This window comes from Microvirga sp. HBU67558 (assembly GCF_018069605.1).
Lineage (GTDB): Bacteria > Pseudomonadota > Alphaproteobacteria > Rhizobiales > Beijerinckiaceae > Microvirga > Microvirga terrae.
Map to the genome: position 1 here is coordinate 11778 of NZ_JAGPUP010000531.1, position 18243 is coordinate 30020.

The 18243-nt window shown below is 64.9% G+C and carries 17 protein-coding genes; 13 read left to right on the plus strand and 4 right to left on the minus strand.

The features are described 5' to 3' along the window. Positions 1-58: 58 nt before the first annotated feature. Positions 59-1387 (plus strand): MFS transporter, encoded by a 1329-nt coding sequence (locus tag KBI52_RS17970; RefSeq protein WP_173947564.1) that lies wholly within the window; start codon positions 59-61, stop codon positions 1385-1387. Here the strand turns inward: KBI52_RS17970 and KBI52_RS17975 are convergent. Next, positions 1339-2505 (minus strand): transglycosylase SLT domain-containing protein, encoded by a 1167-nt coding sequence (locus KBI52_RS17975; protein WP_173947563.1) that lies wholly within the window; start codon positions 2503-2505, stop codon positions 1339-1341. The two genes, KBI52_RS17970 and KBI52_RS17975, sit on opposite strands and share 49 nt — an antisense overlap. Positions 2506-3028: 523 nt before the next feature. Here KBI52_RS17975 and KBI52_RS17980 point away from each other — a divergent pair. Further along, complete coding sequence (locus KBI52_RS17980; protein WP_247654474.1) at positions 3029-3850, plus strand: ABC transporter substrate-binding protein; 822 nt, start codon at positions 3029-3031, stop codon at positions 3848-3850. Between the two features lie 7 nt (positions 3851-3857). Here the strand turns inward: KBI52_RS17980 and cobU are convergent, their stop codons facing one another. Both cobU and KBI52_RS17990 read right to left on the minus strand, forming a co-directional pair. After that, positions 3858-4403 (minus strand): bifunctional adenosylcobinamide kinase/adenosylcobinamide-phosphate guanylyltransferase, encoded by a 546-nt coding sequence (gene cobU, locus KBI52_RS17985; RefSeq protein ID WP_173947561.1) that lies wholly within the window; start codon positions 4401-4403, stop codon positions 3858-3860. A gap of 6 nt (positions 4404-4409) precedes the next feature. Further along, positions 4410-5801: a PAS domain-containing protein gene (locus KBI52_RS17990; protein WP_210809150.1), complete on the minus strand. Its 1392-nt coding sequence runs from the start codon at positions 5799-5801 to the stop codon at positions 4410-4412. A 259-nt stretch (positions 5802-6060) separates the two neighbouring features. On the opposite strand from KBI52_RS17990, the gene KBI52_RS17995 reads away from it, so the two are divergent. The 8 genes from KBI52_RS17995 (at position 6061) to phoB (ending at position 13890) form a co-directional block, all read left to right on the plus strand. Beyond that, positions 6061-7116, plus strand: a complete 1056-nt coding sequence (locus KBI52_RS17995) for a lysylphosphatidylglycerol synthase domain-containing protein (protein WP_371823188.1) — start codon at positions 6061-6063, stop codon at positions 7114-7116. 58 nt (positions 7117-7174) lie between these two features. After that, on the plus strand, positions 7175-8467 hold the full coding sequence (locus KBI52_RS18000) for an ATP-binding protein (protein ID WP_210809153.1): 1293 nt from the start codon (positions 7175-7177) through the stop codon (positions 8465-8467). Positions 8468-8638: 171 nt separating this feature from the next. Then, the gene (gene pstS, locus KBI52_RS18005; RefSeq protein WP_210809155.1) at positions 8639-9676 is read left to right on the plus strand and encodes a phosphate ABC transporter substrate-binding protein PstS; all 1038 of its coding nucleotides are present in this window, start codon (positions 8639-8641) and stop codon (positions 9674-9676) included. Positions 9677-9715: 39 nt separating this feature from the next. After that, positions 9716-10690 (plus strand): phosphate ABC transporter permease subunit PstC, encoded by a 975-nt coding sequence (gene pstC / locus KBI52_RS18010; protein ID WP_210809157.1) that lies wholly within the window; start codon positions 9716-9718, stop codon positions 10688-10690. 10 nt (positions 10691-10700) lie between these two features. Continuing rightward, positions 10701-11609 (plus strand): phosphate ABC transporter permease PstA, encoded by a 909-nt coding sequence (gene pstA, locus KBI52_RS18015; RefSeq protein ID WP_173947555.1) that lies wholly within the window; start codon positions 10701-10703, stop codon positions 11607-11609. Beyond that, on the plus strand, positions 11606-12424 hold the full coding sequence (gene pstB / locus KBI52_RS18020) for a phosphate ABC transporter ATP-binding protein PstB (protein WP_210809160.1): 819 nt from the start codon (positions 11606-11608) through the stop codon (positions 12422-12424). Before pstA ends, pstB begins: the two co-directional genes overlap by 4 nt. A 29-nt stretch (positions 12425-12453) precedes the next feature. Further along, complete coding sequence (gene phoU / locus KBI52_RS18025; RefSeq protein ID WP_173947553.1) at positions 12454-13167, plus strand: phosphate signaling complex protein PhoU; 714 nt, start codon at positions 12454-12456, stop codon at positions 13165-13167. Positions 13168-13170: 3 nt separating this feature from the next. Next, the gene (phoB, locus tag KBI52_RS18030; protein WP_173947552.1) at positions 13171-13890 is read left to right on the plus strand and encodes a phosphate regulon transcriptional regulator PhoB; all 720 of its coding nucleotides are present in this window, start codon (positions 13171-13173) and stop codon (positions 13888-13890) included. Positions 13891-14170: 280 nt separating this feature from the next. Here the strand turns inward: phoB and KBI52_RS18035 are convergent, their stop codons facing one another. Continuing rightward, positions 14171-14707, minus strand: coding sequence for a GcrA family cell cycle regulator (locus KBI52_RS18035; protein WP_173947551.1), 537 nt, complete (start codon positions 14705-14707; stop codon positions 14171-14173). 383 nt (positions 14708-15090) lie between these two features. On the opposite strand from KBI52_RS18035, the gene KBI52_RS18040 reads away from it, so the two are divergent. Genes KBI52_RS18040 through KBI52_RS18050 form a run of 3 tightly spaced genes read left to right on the plus strand, consistent with a single transcriptional unit; the run spans position 15091 to position 18208 of the window. Beyond that, on the plus strand, positions 15091-16299 hold the full coding sequence (locus KBI52_RS18040) for an aspartate aminotransferase family protein (RefSeq protein ID WP_210809162.1): 1209 nt from the start codon (positions 15091-15093) through the stop codon (positions 16297-16299). Continuing rightward, positions 16296-17222 (plus strand): ornithine carbamoyltransferase, encoded by a 927-nt coding sequence (gene argF / locus KBI52_RS18045; protein ID WP_173947549.1) that lies wholly within the window; start codon positions 16296-16298, stop codon positions 17220-17222. Before KBI52_RS18040 ends, argF begins: the two co-directional genes overlap by 4 nt. Beyond that, positions 17219-18208 carry an Hsp33 family molecular chaperone gene (locus tag KBI52_RS18050; protein WP_173947548.1) on the plus strand — a complete coding sequence of 330 codons (990 nt, stop codon included), beginning with the start codon at positions 17219-17221 and terminating at the stop codon, positions 18206-18208. The genes argF and KBI52_RS18050 overlap by 4 nt, the downstream gene beginning before the upstream one ends. The last annotated feature ends 35 nt before the right edge of the window (positions 18209-18243 follow it).

The window sequence follows — 18243 nt, forward strand, 5'->3', positions numbered from 1 at the left end:
CACCTGCTTTCTATCTTGGTGATCTTTGCGGCTGCCGCTTTGCATCACCGATTCGATTGTGAACTCATCCCTCGCACTTATCTGGACCATCACGGCTGCAACCACCTTGCTGCAAGCCGGCAACGGCCTGCTTCAGGCGCTCATGCCCTTACGCATGCAGGCCGAGGGGATTTCCGTCGCATCCATCGGCGTCGTGGCGGCGGCTTATGGGCTCGGCTTTTCGACGGGCTGCTTGCTGGCCCCAAGTTTCATCCGGCACGTGGGGTATATCCGGGCCTTTGCCAGCCTCGCCGCGGTGGTATCCGTCCTGATCCTTGTCATGACCCAGGCTCATTCGACCCTGGCCTGGATCTTCCTGCGGGGGCTGACGGGTGTGACGCTGGCCTGCATCTTCACCGTGACGGACGGGTGGATCAGCGCCCGCGCGATCTCCAGCCATCGTGGGCGCATCCTGTCGATCTACATGATCTGTACCAAGGTTGCCCTCATGGTATCCCCGCTCGGGATTGGATTCGGCAATATCCGCACCGATGGCTTGTTCATGGCGGTGAGCGCACTGATCACGCTCTCGCTCCTTCCGATCGCCGCAACGACCACCAAGGAACCGGCGGCGCCTCAAGGCGTCCGGATCGAAGTCAGGAAGCTGTTCGCGACGGCGCCGTCTGCGGTGGTCGGCGCCTTCGTGGTCGGCTTGGTCAATGGCCCGGTCATCGCCATCACGCCCGTCTTCGGGGTCACCATCGGATTGAGCCAGGATCAGGCGGCAGCCCTTCTGTTCGCCCTCCAGGCCGGAAGCCTCGCGATGCAGTGGCCGCTCGGGTGGCTATCCGATCGGGCGGACCGCCGCTACGTGATTGCCGGGCTCGCTGCGGGAACGAGCCTCGTTTCACTTCTGATTCTGTGGGCGAGCGCACAGGGCGCGAACGTGTTGATCCTGTGGTCGTTTGCGGCCTGGGGCGGCCTTGCCCTGTGCATCTATTCCGTCTGCGTCGCCCATGCCTGCGATATCGTTGATCCAGGACAGATCGTCTCCACCGTCGGCACCCTGCTGTTCTCCTGGGCGACGGGCGTCACGGTCGGTCCCCTTTTCGGCGCCCTGGCCATGGAGATGATGGGGCCGAAAGGCCTGTTCATCTACTCGGCCTTCGCCTCGCTGGGCCTTGTCGCCTTCATCGTGATGCGGATTCTTCAGGTGCAGCGGTCTCCCGCCCGGGGTGGCTTTGCCGATATCGCACCGACAAGCACGGCGACGGCCAGTCTGACACCCCGTGCAGACGTCGATGGCCTCGACGATCAGAGCCTCGCAACAGCCGGCTCCCGCAAAGCGGAGGCGTCGGATCAGAAGGCCGAGCCATCCGCCGTGGCCCGGGCCGATACGGCCTCGTAGCGGTTGAGGCGCTTGTCGATCATGTCGTCGATCTTGTCGTAGACCTCGGCGACGCTCAGCTGACGGGTCTTCTTGCCATCCTTGGTGAAGAACAGAGACTTGTTCGACTTTGCGGCGGCCGGGAAGGCATCGGGTGCGCTTTTCTTAGGCGTGTCGTCCACCAGAGCGATGAACCGACTTGCACTATCGACTCCGAAGAAGTGGGAGAGATAGAACTCCGAGCGACTGAGCTTGCGTCCGAGCTTCGTCTCGATCTTCCCCTTGTCGCGCTTCATCATCTCGGCTGCCATGAGAGCCGAGATGTAGGGATTTCGGCGCAGGCCGAGGATATGCTCCCGCATCGTCGCGTCGGTCACCTCGATCTTAGCCCCCGAACCGACGACCGCCTCCGCTTCGGCGATCAGGCCGTGCATGGGGCCGAATGATTTGACGGCTTCCAGCCATGTGCTGGAAATGAACTGAAACAGGCCGAGCGCGGACGAGGTTGACGCCTTGTTGCCTGGCAGGAAGCTCGATTCCTTGTCCGCCAGGGCCATCATGTACACGGGATCTGCACCCGTTGCCTTGGAGGCGCGCAGGATCGTGTCGACGATCCAGACGGGCACGCGCATGTCCTCGAACTCCATGAATTCCGTGAGCTCGCGGGAGACAGGTTCCTCGGTCGCGGTGCTGCCAGAGGTCGGTGCATCGGTCAGGGGAATGGACAGGATGATCTGCTTCTGCAGTTCGGCCGGCGTCGCGTTCACGGCCCCGACAGAAGCGATGGCTTCGAGCGGGTCCGCCGGCGCGGTGTTCCCGGCCGACAGGGTGGACGGTGTCATCGGCTGCACAGGCGGCACCCGGATGGCGTTCTGGCCGGCATCGAGGGCCGGTGGCAACGCCGTCCACGACTCAGCCGCCGAGGCGCTGGGCGTGTGGACGGCCGTGCCGATGGCAATCGTCAGGCATGCGCCAAAACCGAAGGACTTGGTGAGGTCGAGGAGCGTTCTCCCACCCTGCAGCCGTGAGAGCCGGTCAACGGCGTCACGGACGGTAGAAGACCCGCTCCTGTTCTCGCTTTCGAGGCAAATGGCCGTCTGCTGGCATGCGTCATGTGACGCTGTCAGAGGGATTTGCATATGGATAAGCCCCCAAGAGTGCGCCGCTTCTCCGCCAAGGCGGGTGCACGGCCGTTCTTCGTTCAACGGAGGCAAGTATGTGCTAGGGTGATATGTCCAGAATAGGTCAGCTTGGCGTTAAAATTTCGAATTTGTTCCCGGGTGCGACTATTTGTTCAGGCTGATTCATGAATGATCATCTTCATGGAAGCCTTATTTCCCAACGAAAATCTTAGAATGAGAACCATATAACTGATGGCGAGATGACGCAGGGGTAATAATACGATTTGATGAGCCGACAATAGGCAAGCTTTACTCATTTGCCGCAACGTAATACTCGACGTCACAACGTGTGGATCTCAAGTCCTCCTCGGGAAACCGCACTGTGGGATCTGCCATCGAGAGCGATCCTGCGCCTCGGCACCAAGGCTGCCCATGGACATGCGCGTGCTTCCGCCGATGGATCGTCGGGTATAAAGAGCCTGCAGCTCGCAGACCCGGTCCACCCACGATGCTCCTCAGATCCATCCTCCGGCATGCTTGGTTGCTCCTTCTGCCGTTCCTGACGACATTCATTCCCGGAGACACGCAGGCTCACGCGCGGCCTGAAAGGATCGCGTCTCTCAATCTCTGTACGGATCAGCTGCTGCTCGCGCTGGCGGATCGCAGCCAGATCGCCTCGTTAAGCCGGCTCGCGCGGGATCCGTCCATTGCCTTTCTGGCCGATCAGGCTGGCGCGGTTCCCCTGAATGACGGCAGTGCCGAATCCATCATCGTCGAGCGGCCGGATCTCGTGCTGACGGGCACCTACGGCCAGCGGGAGCAGGTCGCGCTTCTGTCACGGCAAGGGATAGACGTGCTGTCGCTGGGACCCTGGGAGAACCTCGCGGATGGACGCAGCCAGATCCGCACATTGGCCCGTCGGCTTGGTCAACCGGAGCGCGGGGAGGCTCTGATCGCCCTGATCGATGCCGCTCTGGAGCGGGCGCGCGGAACCGTGCCTGAGGGACAGAGCATCCTGTCCCTGGAACGGGGCGGTTGGGTCACGTCACCCCGTTCGCCCCTCGGCGAGATTCTGGTCCGCATGGGCTTCAAGCTTCACCAGGAGGCTCTGGGGCTGGTCGAAGGAGGAGTGGCGCGCCTCGAGAGGATCGTCACGACGCCACCGGCCTTCATGCTTCTCGATGCGGCTACGGACCAGGCGGCCGACAACGGGACGGCGCTGCTCCTTCACCCGGCCCTTGCCGAGGCCGTGCCCCCGAGCCGACGTTTGGTGCTTCCCGGCAAGCTGACGATCTGCGGCGGGCCCTCGACACCCGCGGCCATCGATCATCTGGGAGCCGAGGCCCGGGCGAAGGTGCGCTGATCGCGGTCTATTCCAGGTGCAGCCGCAGGGGAGGGGCGGGTTTGAGCAGGATTGGTTGGCCAGCCGCGACAAAGATCACGGCATCGCAGACCTCAGCGACCCTTTGATTGAGGCGGCCCTGCTCGTCCCGGAACGAGCGTCCAAGAGGGGTCGACGGGACGATACCGTGGCCGACCTCGTTCGAGACCAGGATGAGGGGACCCCGGGCGTCCCGGACAGTCTGAACGAGCCGATCGGCCTCCCGGGACGGATCGCGCCCCGCCAGCATGATGTTCGAGAGCCACAGCGTCAGGCAATCGACCAGCACGGCGTGTCTGGGGGCGGCCCGTGCCTGAACGGCCTCAACGAGATCCAGGGGCGCGTCGATCGTCTGCCAGGATCGGTCGCGCTCGGCGCGATGCCGATCGATGCGCTCGCGCATCTCGTCGTCGAAAGCCTGAGCCGTCGCGATATAGTCTCGCTCAGGCGATGTGCTCTCAGCCAGCTGCAGCGCAGTGCGGCTTTTCCCCGAGCGTGCTCCGCCCAGTATCAGGACGCGGCGGTGAATGGTCATGACCGCTCAGGCGCTCAACCGGCTGACTGGCAGGATCATGTGGACGCGCAAGCCTTCCGGCCGCCATTCGCGGTCGAGAGTGCCGCCCAGTTGTCCGGTGATGCTTCTCTGGGACAGTTGCGTGCCGAAACCCTCGAAGGTCGGGGGGCTCTCGATGGTCGGGCCACCGCTCTCGGTCCACAGGAGGTCGACGTCGTCTCCCTGAAGGGTCCAGTGGATGGCGAGGTCCCCCTCTGCGCATGAGAGACAGCCGTATTTGGCGGCATTGGTCGCCAGCTCATGCAGGACGAGCGCGAGGCTCGTCGTCGTGTTGGACCCCACGAGCACGCGCGGGCCTTCGGTGGCGATCCTGTTCTGGCCGGACTGCCGGTAGGGTTCGAGAACAGCCTCGATCAGCCGGCCAAGTTCCACGTCGGGACCTTGCCCCGTCTCTCCTCCCGCGACGGGCTGCACCAGTTCGTGCGCCCGCGAGAGAGCGCTCAGACGCCCGCGCAGGGCATTGGCCATGTCCTTGGGGTCCTTAGCCGTGCGGGCGGTCATCGAAACCATGCCGTTCGCAATCGCGAACAGGTTCTTCACACGATGGTTGAGCTCGCGTGTCAGAAGCTTCTGGGCCTCTTCCAGAGCATGTCGCTCGGTGATGTCGCTGACGACGCCATACAGGCTCACGGCGCGATGGGTCCCGCCCTCGTCGGTGTAGAGCGCCTGTCCGTGCGAGCGGAACCAGCGGAGTTTCCCATCAGGCAGGATAGCCCGGTACTGGCTGTCATACTTGCCGTCGGCTCCGGCAGACGCGGCCGCAGCAATCCTGGCCCTGACCCCCTCCACGTCCTCGGGATGGATCATGGCCCAGGCCTCTTCGAGAGTGAGGCTGTACAATCCGTTATGAGGAAGATGGTAGAGGGCGCACGAGCCCTCGTCCCAGGTGATCAGGTTCTTGTCCAGGTCGATCTGCCAGGTCCCGAGATCGGCGGCCTCGAGGGCGATCCTGTACTGGTTCTCGAGCATGCGCACGGCTTCCTCGGCGGTCTTCTGCGCATTGATATTCGTGCTCGTGCCGAACCATCGGGTGATCTTTCCTGACAGATCCTGGATCGGGATGGCTCGGCTGAGAAACCATTCGTACCCGCCTGCAGCGGTTCGGACCCGGTACTCCCATTCATAGGCCTGTCCGGTCTCAAGGGATCGTTGCCAATGTTCCCGGACCTGAGGAAGATCGTCGGGATGAATGGCAATCTCCCAACCGGATCCGAGGAAATGCTCGCCTGGAAGTCCCGTGAACTCGCGCCACCGGCGATTCACGTAATCGACAGATCCATCGGGACGGGATGACCAGACGAGTTGAGGCAGAGACTCCGCCAGAACAGCAAATTGCGTTTCTGTTTCCTTGAAATCCACTCAAAACTCCCGGGCCATCCTTGCGGCCAAGTCTCCGATGCCAAAGGAAGCATTGTTGTAGGCCTTTTTCGAGGCTGACAACCCACATCGGGCGCCCGCGGCGTTTTCTCCGGCGAAAGAGTAGCGCCAGCCTTGCGAAACCATTAAAAGGCCGGTGCCGACTGGCGGTTGCCCATGCCAGCGCATAGATGCAGGACAGCCTTCGTACCCGATGCGACCTTTCTCACGCTGAGGCTGATTGACCGATTTCATGAATGATATGAGCTCCCGTCCGGCGCCGCCGCCGGAGATGTCCTCTGCCGAAGCCCTTCATCCGAAGGAGCGCCGTTCCCGCCGGTTCGCCTGGATCGGGATGGCAGCGAGCATCATTCTGTTCGGCGCCTCGCTGGTGGTTCTCTGGCATATCGTGTCAGAAATCGACGTCAATGAACTGAAGGCGGCCTTCACGGCGGCCAGCCCGCGCCAGATCGGCCTCGCCGTCCTCCTGACCGCCGTCAGCTACAGTCTTCTGACCTGCTACGATGCCATCGCCCTGCGGCAGCTCAAGCTGCAGATCCGCTATCGCACAACGGCGCTCGCCTCCTTCACCAGCTATGCGGTGAGCTTCACGCTGGGGTTCCCCCTGCTGACGGCCGGCACGGTCCGCTACTGGATCTACTCGCCGAAGGGGGTGAGCCCGGGGCGGGTGGCGAGCCTCACGGTGATCGCCGGCGTGACCTTCTGGCTCGGCATGGCCCTGGTCCTGGCCTGGAGCCTGATCAGCAAGGCCGATGAACTGGCGAGCCTCGTCTACACCCACATCTGGATGAACCAGCTGGTGGGCCTTGGCGCCGCCATATTCGTCGTCGGTTACATGATCTGGGTTTCGATCAAGCGGCGCGCCGTGAAGATCCAGGGCTGGAAGCTGGAGCTGCCGGGATTTCGCCTGTCGCTGGCCCAGATCCTGATCGGCGCGGGGGATGTCTGCGCCGGCGCCGGAGTTCTCTTCGTGCTCCTGCCCGGGGGACACAATCTGAGCTTCGAGACCTTCCTGGCGGTCTATATCTTTGCCGTCATGCTCGGCGTGGCCAGCCATGCGCCGGGCGGCCTCGGGGTCTTCGAGGCCACCATTCTGCTGGCCCTCTCGAACTATCCCCGTGAGCCGGTCTTGGGCGCGCTGCTCCTCTACCGCCTGTGCTATTACCTCGTCCCCTTCGTGATCGCCCTGGCGATCCTGGGCGCCTATGAGATCCGCAACCGCATCCGGTCGGCCCGCCTGGCCTTCAAACCGGACGAGAACGAGATCTCCGGCGACGTCGAGCTTGGCGGGAGATGACACAGGGGCCGCCGTCCCCTAAAGAGGGCAGGCCCCATCCCCGAGACGTCCTGGCCCGATGACCGATCCTGACGACCTCACGCCGGACGCCCTCCGGCAGAGCGCCACTCCGATCCGGGACGCTGCCCTGCGCGGCGCGGTCGTCGCCTGCTTCGTGCTGGTCGCCGTGGCGCTGGTGCGGGGCTATGGGGATGGGTGGCTTCTGGTCTGGGCCGGAGTGGCGATCCTCACCGGTTTCCTCGTGGCGAGCCCCAAGCGCCCGCTCGGAACGGCCGTCAGGTCGCAGACGAAGGCGTCCCCGCGCTCGAGCGTCGCCGAGGCGGTTCTGGCGCAGATCCCTGATCCGGTCATCCTGGTGAACCAGCGGGCGCTGGTGATCGAGGCCAACAGGGCCGCCTACGACCTCCTGGCGGGCCTCAAGACGGGTCACCCCCTATCCTTCGCCCTGCGCAGCCCGGACGTGCTCGACGGCATCCAGGAGGTGCTGGAGACCGGCGAACCCCTCAAGGTCGAGTATTCGGAGCGGATCCCGACGGAACGGACCTTCGAGGTGCATATCGGCCCCCTGCAGGCGGACGTCTCGGATGCGGAGGTCCAGGCCGGTGTCGTCCTGTTCTTCCGCGATCTCACCTCGGCCCGGCGCCTCGAGGCGATGCGGGCCGATTTCGTGGCCAATGCGAGCCACGAGCTGCGCACGCCCCTGGCTTCGCTTCTCGGCTTCATCGAGACCCTCCAGGGACCCGCCCGCGAGGACGTGAGGGCGAGGGAGCGTTTCCTCGATATCATGAAGGGGCAGGCGCAGCGCATGAAGCGCCTGATCGACGATCTCCTGTCCCTGTCGCGGATCGAGATGCGCGCCCACCTGTCGCCCACCCAGACGGTCGATCTCGCCACGATCGCCTCTCAGATGGTGGAAACCCTCTCGCCGCTGGCCCGGGAGAGGGGGGTGGTCATCAAGGCCTCGCTGCCCGACCGTCCGGCTCTGGTCCTCGGCGATCGGGACGAGCTGCTGCGCATCGCCGAGAACCTGATCGAGAACGCCGTGAAATACGGCGAGAGCGGTGGAAGGGTGGATGTCGAGGTCGCCCGCATCGACGGGCCGGTGCCCCAGGTCGTCTTCTCGGTCCAGGATTACGGCCCCGGCATCGCCCCGGAGCACCTGCCGCGCCTGACCGAGCGGTTCTACCGGGTCGATGTCGTGCAGAGCCGGGACAAGGGCGGGACGGGCCTGGGTCTTGCCATCGTCAAGCATATCGTCAACCGTCACCGGGGGCAGCTGGCTATCGCCAGCGAGCCCAGGCAGGGCGCCCGGTTTACGGCGACCTTTCCGGAGGCCGGCCCGCGCCAATAGTTCCGTCCCGTCGCGATGCTTTTAGCCGCTCCGAGGGATCCTTCGGGGGTGTCATCTAATTGTCATCCAACTGTCGTAGAGGAGACATCCGTCGGGCCTAGCTGTCCCATCGCGAGACACGGCCCGGGCTTTTCAGCCGCCTGTCGCTCTTGCATGAACAGGAGACCTATCGTGAAGATTATGTCCTACGCCATTGCGGCCGGCCTTGCCGTCGCGAGCCTTACGACCACGGCATCTGCGGCCGACATCACGGGCGCAGGCGCGACCTTCCCGTTCCCGATCTATGCCAAGTGGGCCGAGGCCTACAACAAGGAAACCGGGAACCGGATGAACTACCAGTCCATCGGGTCCAGCGGCGGCATCCGTCAGATCCGGGCCAAGACGGTCGATTTCGGCGCGACCGATGCTCCGCTGAAGGGCGAGGATCTGCAGAAGGACGGCTTCGTGCAGTTCCCGGCCGTCATGGGCGGCGTGGTGGCCGTCTACAACGTCCAGGGCGCCGGCCAGCTCAAGCTGACGGGCGAGGTGCTCGCCGACATCTTCAACGGCAAGATCTCCAAGTGGAACGACGCCAAGATCGCCCAGGTCAATCAGGGCGTGAACCTTCCCAACGCGGCGATCACGCCGGTCTACCGCTCCGACGGATCGGGCACCACCAGCGTGTTCACCACCTACCTGTCGCAGGTCTCGGAAGGCTGGAAGAGCGGCCCGGGCGCCGGTTCCTCCGTGCAGTGGCCGGTCGGTCAGGGCGGCAAGGGCAATGAGGGCGTGGCGGCTCTCGTGAAGCAGGTGCCGAACTCGATCGGCTATGTCGAATACGCCTATGCCAAGCAGAACAGCATCCCGTTCGCGCAGCTTCAGAACAAGAACGGCAAGTTCGTGGCGCCGGAAGCCAAGACCTTCCAGGCTGCCGCCGCCAACGCCGATTGGAAGTCGGCCCCCGGCTACGGCATCTCGCTGACGAACCAGGCCGGCGACGAGGCTTGGCCCATCACGGCGCCGACCTTCATCCTCGTGCCCAAGACCCCCGAGAAGCCCGAGCAGGTGGCGGAGGCCTTGAAGTTCTTCGACTGGTCCTTCAAGAACGGCGACCAGATGGCTGTCGAGCTCGACTACGTGCCGCTCCCGAGCCAGCTGAAGGATCAGGTTCGCGCCACCTGGGCGAGCGAGATCAAGAACGCGTCGGGCCAGCCCGTCTTCAAGCAGTAATCTGATCTCGGTCGATTGAACAACAAAGCGGATCGGCGAATGACAGCTCTCTCGCAAGAACGTCTCGTGACGCGCGCGGATGCTCCCGCCCGCCGATCCTCCCAACCGGGCTTCGACCGGATCTTTCGGCTCGCAAGCCTCGGATCGGCCCTCCTGGTGCTGATCGTGCTCCTGGGCATCATCGGTGCCATGATCTATGGAGGCCTGCCGGCCTTCCGCGAGTTCGGCTTCGGTTTCATCACGTCGAGCGTCTGGAACGTCAACGAGGACCAGTACGGTGCCTGGGTGGCCATCGTGGGCACCCTGTCGACGGCGCTGATCGCCCTCGTGATCGGCGTTCCCCTGTCGCTCGGCATCGCGATCTTCCTGACGCAGCTTTGCCCGCCCTGGCTCAAGCGTCCGGTGGCGACCACCATCGAGCTGCTCGCGGCGGTGCCCAGCATCATCTACGGCATGTGGGGCCTCTTCGTCTTCGCGCCTCTCTTCGCGAACTACGTGCAGATCCCCGTGTCGAACATCGTCGAGGGCATGCCCATCGTGGGCACCATTCTTTATGCGCGCACGCCCTCCGGCGTCGGCATCCTGACGGCCGGCATCATCCTGGCGATCATGATCATCCCGTTCATCGCGTCGATCGCGCGCGACATTCTCGATCAGATCCCATCCGTGCTGCGCGAGAGCGCCTACGGCATCGGCTGCACCACCTGGGAGGTGGTGCGCAACGTGCTGCTGCCGCAGGCGGGCGTCAGCATCATCGGAGCGGTCATGCTCGGACTCGGCCGCGCGCTCGGCGAGACGATGGCCGTCACCTTCGTGGTCGGCAATGCCAACCGGCTGTCGGGCTCAGTCTTCGATCCCGGATCCACCATCGCGTCTCGCATCGCCAACGAGTTCAACGAGGCCATCGGCCTCCAGCTCAACGCCCTGATGGCGCTGGGCTGCATCCTGTTCCTAGTCACGTTCACCGTGCTCGTGCTCGCCCGCCTGTTGGTGGCGCGCGTGAAGGTCGGGTAGGAGGTTCATGATGGATACCGCTCTCCAGACCCGCACGCCGGCGAAGCCGTCGACGACCGCTCCGGCCCCTTGGGGCCGGGTGCGCCGCAGCCGCCATGTGGCCGACCAGGCCCTCAAGATCATCTGCACGCTCTTTACCGTCCTGGGCGCTTTCGTCCTCGGCTGGATCCTGCTCATGCTTCTCGTCGAGGGCATCGGCGGTCTCTCGCCTGCCGTGTTCACGCAGACGACGCCCGGTCCCGGAAGCCAGGGCGGCGGCATTGCCAATGCGATCGTCGGCAGCCTGATCCTGACCGTTCTCGGCATCGTGGTGGCCACGCCCGTCGGCGTGCTGGCCGGCACGTATCTCGCCGAATACGGCAAGGGTTCGAAGCTTGCCGAGATCATCCGCTTCGTGAACGACATCCTGCTCGCCGCGCCCAGCATCCTCATCGGCCTCTTCGTCTACATGCTCATGGTGCAGCCGATGGGCGGCTATTCCGGATGGGCCGGCGGCGTGGCGCTCGCCATCATCGCGGTTCCCGTCATCGTGCGCACCACCGAGGACATGCTGCGCCTCGTGCCCGGTTCTCTGCGCGAGGCCGGGGCGGCGCTCGGGGCCCCGATGTCGACGGTCATCATCAAGATCAGCTGGAAGGCGGCCCGCGCCGGCATGGTCACGGGCGTGCTGCTCGCCACCGCCCGCATCGCCGGCGAGACGGCGCCCCTGCTCTTCACTGCGCTCAACAACAATTTCTGGTTCAGCCCGACCCTGATGGGCGGCGTCTCGAACCTGCCGGTCATGATCTTCCAGTTTGCGCTCTCGCCTTACGAGAACTGGCGCGAGCTGGCTTGGGCCGGCGCCCTCATCATCACCCTGTCGATCCTGGCGCTGTCCATCGTGGCGCGCCTCCTCCTGAACAAGGATAAAGCCCGATGAGCACCATCGCCCTCAACACGAGCAGCGCCATCGGCAATGCGGCCGCGGCCGATACCGGCGCGCCGGTGCGCATCGCGGTCAAGAACCTCAACTTCTTCTACGGCGATTTCCGCAGCCTGAAGGACATCTCGCTCGACTTCTACGACCGGCAGGTCACGGCTCTCATCGGCCCTTCGGGCTGCGGGAAGTCGACCCTGCTGCGCACCTTCAACCGCATCTACAGCCTGTACCCCGAGCAGCGCGCGGACGGACAGATCCTGCTCGACGGGCAGAACGTGCTCTCGCCTTCGATCGATGTGAACGAGCTTCGCGCCCGCGTCGGCATGGTGTTCCAGAAGCCGACGCCGTTTCCCATGTCGATCTACGACAACATCGCCTTCGGCATCCGCCTTTACGAGAAGCTGCCGAAATCCGAGCTCGACGACCGTGTCGAGGAAGCGCTGCGCAAGGCTGCGCTCTGGGACGAGGCGAAGGACAAGCTGCGCCAGTCCGGCATGGGCCTGTCGGGCGGCCAGCAGCAGCGCCTGTGCATTGCGCGCACCATTGCCCAGCGGCCGGAGGTGATCCTGCTCGACGAGCCGACCTCGGCCCTCGATCCGATCTCCACCGGCAAGATCGAGGAGCTGATCGAGCAGCTCCGCTCCGAGTTCACCATCGTGATCGTCACGCACAACATGCAGCAGGCCGCACGCATCTCGCAGTTCACGGCCTTCATGTATCTCGGCGAGCTCGTGGAGTTCGGGCCCACGACCAAGATGTTCATGAACCCGACCAAGAAGCAGACTCAGGACTATATCACGGGCCGCTTCGGCTGATCGAAGCTCTTCGAGGGAGACTTAATCCAATGGCGGAACATATCGTCAGCTCCTACGACAACGACCTTCAGGGTCTCCGGCAGCGCATCTCCGAGATGGGCGGCATCGCCGAGAAGATGCTCGTCGAGTCCATCGCGGCGCTCGTCCGCCACGACAAGGCGCTGGCCCAGACCGTGGTGATCTCCGACAAGCGCCTCGACATTCTCCAGCGCGAGGTGGAGGAGAGCGCCATCCTGACCATCGCCCGACGCCAGCCGCTGGCCGTCGATCTGCGCGAGACGATCTCGGCCATCCGCATTTCCGGCGACGTCGAGCGCATCGGCGACATGGCCAAGAACATCGGCAAGAGGGCCCTGGCGATCGGCGACGACTTCCAGCCGCAGAAGATCGTCGTCGGCCTCCAGCACATGGGCGATCTCGTCCTCGGCCAGCTCAAGGACGTGCTCGACGCCTATGCGCAGAAGGATACCGAGAAGGCCCTGGACGTGTGGAAGCGCGACGGTGCCATCGACGCGCTCTACACGTCCCTGTTCCGCGAGCTCCTCACCTACATGATGGAAGATCCGCGCAACATCTCGTTCTGCACGCATCTCCTGTTCTGCGCCAAGAACATCGAGCGCATCGGCGATCACACCACCAACATCGCCGAGACGGTGCATTACCTGGTGACGGGCGAGACGCTGGCCATCGACCGGCCCAAGAACGACCGCTCCATCGACACGACGGTCGCAGCAGGAGCCTGATGCATGGGACCGCGCGTTCTGATCGTCGAGGACGAGGAGCCCTTGATGCTGCTCCTGCGCTACAACCTCGAAGCCGAAGGCTACGAGGTTGACAGCGTCTCGCGCGGCGACGAGGCGGAGATCCGCCTCCGGGAGCAGGTTCCCGACATCGTGCTGCTCGACTGGATGCTGCCCGGCCTGTCCGGAATCGAGCTCTGCCGGCGCATCCGCGCCCGCACCGAGACCGAACGCCTGCCGGTGATCATGCTCACGGCGCGCGGCGAGGAGGGGGACCGGATCCGCGGCCTCTCCACGGGCGCCGACGACTACATCGTCAAGCCCTTCTCGGTGCCGGAGCTGCTGGCCCGCGTGCGTGCGCTGCTGCGGCGGGCCAAGCCCGCGCATATCGCGACCCTGCTCAAGGCCGGTGACATCGAGCTCGACCGCGAGACCCACCGGGTGCGGCGTGCCGGCCAGGAGCTGCACTTGGGACCGACCGAGTTCCGGCTGCTCGAGTTCCTGATGCAGAGCCCCGGGCGCGTTTTCTCCCGCGAGCACCTGCTCAACGCCGTCTGGGGGCATGACGTCTATATCGACGAACGCACGGTCGACGTCCATGTGGGCCGCCTGCGCAAGGCCATCGGCCTGCCGCGCCGCCCCGACCCGATCCGGACCGTGCGCGGCGCCGGCTACTCCTTCGACGAGACCTTCGCCCGCGAGGAGCAGCAGGCGGCGAGCGCCTGACGCATTCTGAGAGCGCAACTCTCCCGATCCCGAAGTTGCCGTTCCACCCCACGTCATGGCCGGGCTTGTCCCGGTCATCCCGATCCGGTGAGGCACCGAGCCCTTACGATCGGGATCACCGGCACAAGGCCGGTGACGACGGAAGAGAGATCCGATCGTTACCCCCTTGCTTTTTTGTCGGACCGGTGGTTCTGCAGGATTCTGTGACGGGCCAAGGGCAAAAACGCAAAAGGCCGCGCCGGACATCGTCGGCGCGGCCTTTTTCTTGAAACGATTGTCCTCAGGCCCGGGCGAGCCTGCGCTCACGCTTGCGGTCGGCCACTGGCTGGTAGGCGATGCGGGCGTGATGGGTGCAATAGGGCAGGCCCGTGATCGAGCGGGCGCCGCAGAAGCGGAACTCGGGCTTCGTCGGGTCGCCCATGGGCCAGCGGCACATGGACTCGCGCAGATCCATGATCGTCACCCGCTCGGACATGGGGATGGCGACCTCGTCCTCGGCGAACACCACGGGCTCCTCGGCCGCGGGCTGCAGCGGGATCGGGGCCAGCACCACGTTGTTGTTGTGCGGCTGGGGCGCAATCGGAGCCGGCGCGCTCGGGGCGCGGGTCGCCTTGCGGGGACGGGCGGCCGCCGAAGCGACAGGCTTCGCATCCTTGGCCCGGCCGGACAGGCCGAGGCGGTGAACCTTGCCGATCACCGCGTTGCGGGTCACGTTGCCAAGCTCGGCGGCGATCTGGCTCGCGCTCAAACCATCGGTCCAGAGCTTCTTGAGAAGCTCGACCCGCTCGTCCGTCCAAGTTCCGCCCGCATCCATCATTTTTAAACTTTCCTCCTTCGCGACAGGCGTCAAGCTCAGAATCCCGGATGCCTCGCGGACAGGGTTTTGTGTCCGACCGCGTTGCGAGGATCGCTCCTGAGGGTGAATGCCGTGGCACGAATGCTGTACTCGACTACCCCGAAGGTACAGGATGGGTGGACTCGGGCGCAAGAGTCCCCGTTGAGGCCCTGTCGTTTTCCCCAAGGAACTCACCCTGGCCCGAAATCGGCAAAAATTCCTTGTGATGAGTGACTTCATTTCTCTTGAATTGACAGGGTCCCGCACCTCGTTAGAATCCCTTCCCGTGCCGCCCCCGTTGGGGCGGCGCTTTCTTTTTCGGGCCCGGGTGCGACCTTGGGCCTCTCTTCAGGCGGAGACAACCCGTGACATCGCCATTGCTGCCGACTTTTGCCCGCGCCGAGCTTTCCTTCGAGAAGGGAGAGGGCCCCTGGCTCTACGGCCGAGATGGCGAGCGATATCTGGATTTCGGCGCCGGCATCGCGGTGAATGCCCTCGGCCACGCGCATCCGCACCTGGTCAAGGCCCTGTCCGAGCAGGCCGCCAGGATCTGGCACAGCTCCAACCTGTTCCAGATCCCCGAGGGCGAGCGCCTCGCCCAGCGGCTCGTCGACGCCACCTTCGCGGATTACGTGTTCTTCACCAATTCCGGCGCCGAGGCGAACGAGGCCGCGATCAAGATGGCCCGCCGTTACCATTATGTGAACGGCAACCCCGAGCGCTTCCACATCGTGACCTTCGAGGGCGCCTTCCACGGCCGCACGCTCGGCACGATCGCGGCCGGCGGCCAGCCGAAGTACCTGGAGGGCTTCGGTCCCAAGGTGCAGGGGTTCGACCAGGTGCCGCCCGAGGATCTCGAGGCTCTCAAGGCGGTGATCGGCCCGCAGACGGCAGCCCTCATGATCGAGCCGATCCAGGGCGAGGGCGGCGTCAGGAGCGTGTCGGCCTCCTTCCTGCGCGAGCTGCGCGCCCTGTGCGACAGCCAGGGACTGCTCCTGATCTTCGACGAGATCCAGACCGGCGTCGGCCGCACCGGCAAGCTGTTCGCCTATGAATGGAGCGGCGTGACGCCCGACATCATGACGGTGGCCAAGGGGATCGGCGGCGGCTTCCCGCTGGGCGCGTGCCTCGCCACGGCCGAGGCCGGCAAGGGCCTGACGCTGGGCACCCACGGCACCACCTTCGGGGGCAATCCGCTCGCCATGGCGGTCGGCAACGCCGTGCTCGACGTGATCCTCGAACCCGGCTTTCTCGACGGGGTCGAGCGCAAGGGCCTGCTGCTCAAGCAGCGCCTCGCCGAGCTGAAGGACCGCCATCCCAGCGTCATCGCCGAGGTGCGGGGCCAAGGCCTCATGATGGGTCTGCGCACCGTCGTGCCCAACACGGACTTCGTCAGCGCCGCCCGCGACCAGAAGCTCGTCGTGATCGGGGCCGGCGACAATGTCGTCCGTCTCCTGCCGCCGCTGATCATCACCGAGGCCGATCTCGGAGAGGCCATCGATCGTCTGGATGCCGCCTGCGCGGCCATCGAAGCTGGTCAGCAGGCAGCCGCCCAGCCGGGAGCAGTTCAATGAAGACCCGTCATTTCCTCGATCTCAGCGACTTTTCCGGCGCGGAGATCCGGCACCTCCTTCAGATCGGCCTGGACATCAAGGCCAAGCGCCGGCGGGGCGAGAAGGCCAAGGACCGCCCGCTCGAAGGCAAGGTCCTGGCGATGGTGTTCGACAAGCCGTCCACCCGCACCCGCGTGTCGTTCGACGTTGGCATGCGCGAGCTTGGCGGCGAGACCCTCATGCTCACCGGCAAGGAGATGCAGCTCGGCCGCGGCGAGAGCATCGCCGATACGGCCCGGGTCCTCTCGCGCTACGTGGACGCCATCATGATCCGCACCCTTGACCATGCCATGGTGACGGAACTGGCCCAATATGCGTCGATTCCGGTGATCAACGGCCTGACCAAGGTGACGCATCCGTGCCAGATCATGGCCGACATCATGACCTTCGAGGAGCATCGCGGCTCCATCGAAGGGAAGACGGTCGCCTGGACGGGCGATTCCAACAACGTGCTCGCCTCGTGGATCCATGCGGCCGCCCGGCTCGATTTCACCCTGAACATCGCGTCTCCGCCGGAACTTGCTCCCCGTCCCGAGCTTTTGTCCTGGGCGAAACGGGAAGGGGCCAAGATCGGCGTGACCACCGATGCCTTCGAAGCCGCCGAGGGCGCCCATGCGGTCGTCACCGATTGCTGGGTCTCCATGGGCGACGACGACGAGTTCCGCCGCCAAAACCTGCTGAAGCCCTATCAGGTCAACGGCAGGCTCATGGGCGTGGCCGACAAGGACGCGATCTTCATGCATTGCCTGCCCGCCCATCGCGGCGAGGAGGTGACGGATGAGGTCATGGACGGTCCGCAATCCGTGGTCTTCGACGAGGCCGAGAACCGGCTTCACGCACAAAAGGGCATCCTGGCATGGTGCCTCGGAGCAGCAAGCGCATGAGTTCAGCCCCGCTTGAAGGAAACGATGACGTCGTCCTGCCTTTCGCCGTCGAGCCGCTCGACGTGCGCGGGCGCGTGGTGCGTCTCGGGGCCTCCATCGACACGATCCTGGCCCGCCACGGCTATCCCGACCTGGTGGCCCGCGTCATCGGCGAGGCGGCCGCCCTGACGGTCATGCTCGGCGCATCCCTCAAGCTCGAGGGACGCTTCCAGCTGCAGACCAAGACGGACGGCATCATCGACATGGTGGTGGTGGACTTCAACGCCCCGGACCGCCTGCGCGCCACGGCCCGCTTCGACAAGGACAGGCTCGAGGCTCTTGGAAGCACGTCGCCGGGAAGCGGCGAACTCCTCGGCTCAGGCTACCTCGCCATGACGATCGATCAGGGCTCCGAGCGCAGCCGCTACCAGGGCGTCGTCGCGCTCGAGGGTCAGGGGTTCGAGGAGGCGGCCCATCAGTATTTCCGTCAGTCCGAGCAGATCCCGACTCAGGTGCGCCTGGCCGTGGCGGAGCAGTTCGAGAACGGCCGCCACACCTATCGCGCGGGCGGCCTGATGATCCAGTTCCTGCCGTCATCCCCGGACCGTCTGCGGCAGGCCGACCTGCATCCCGGAGACATCCCCGAGGGGCATCCGTCGAACGATCTGGCGGCGCCCTCGGAGGACGATGCCTGGCTCGAAGCCAAATCCCTGGTCGGCACGGTCGAGGATCATGAGCTTGTCGATCCGACTGTCTCCAGCGAGACGCTGCTCTACCGCCTGTTCCATGAGCGGGGCGTGCGCGTTTTCGAGGGCCAGCACGTGCACGAGGAATGCACCTGCTCGCACGAGCGCATCATGGGCATGATGCGCCGCTTCTCCCCCGAGGACCGCCGCGACATGGTCGGAGACAACGGCCGCATCGGTATCACGTGCGAGTTCTGCTCGCGCTTCTATGATCTCGATCCGGCCGAGGTCGAAGCCGAGATCGCGAAGTCCGAGGCTTGATGTCCAATCTTCCGTCATGGCCGGGACAGGCCAGG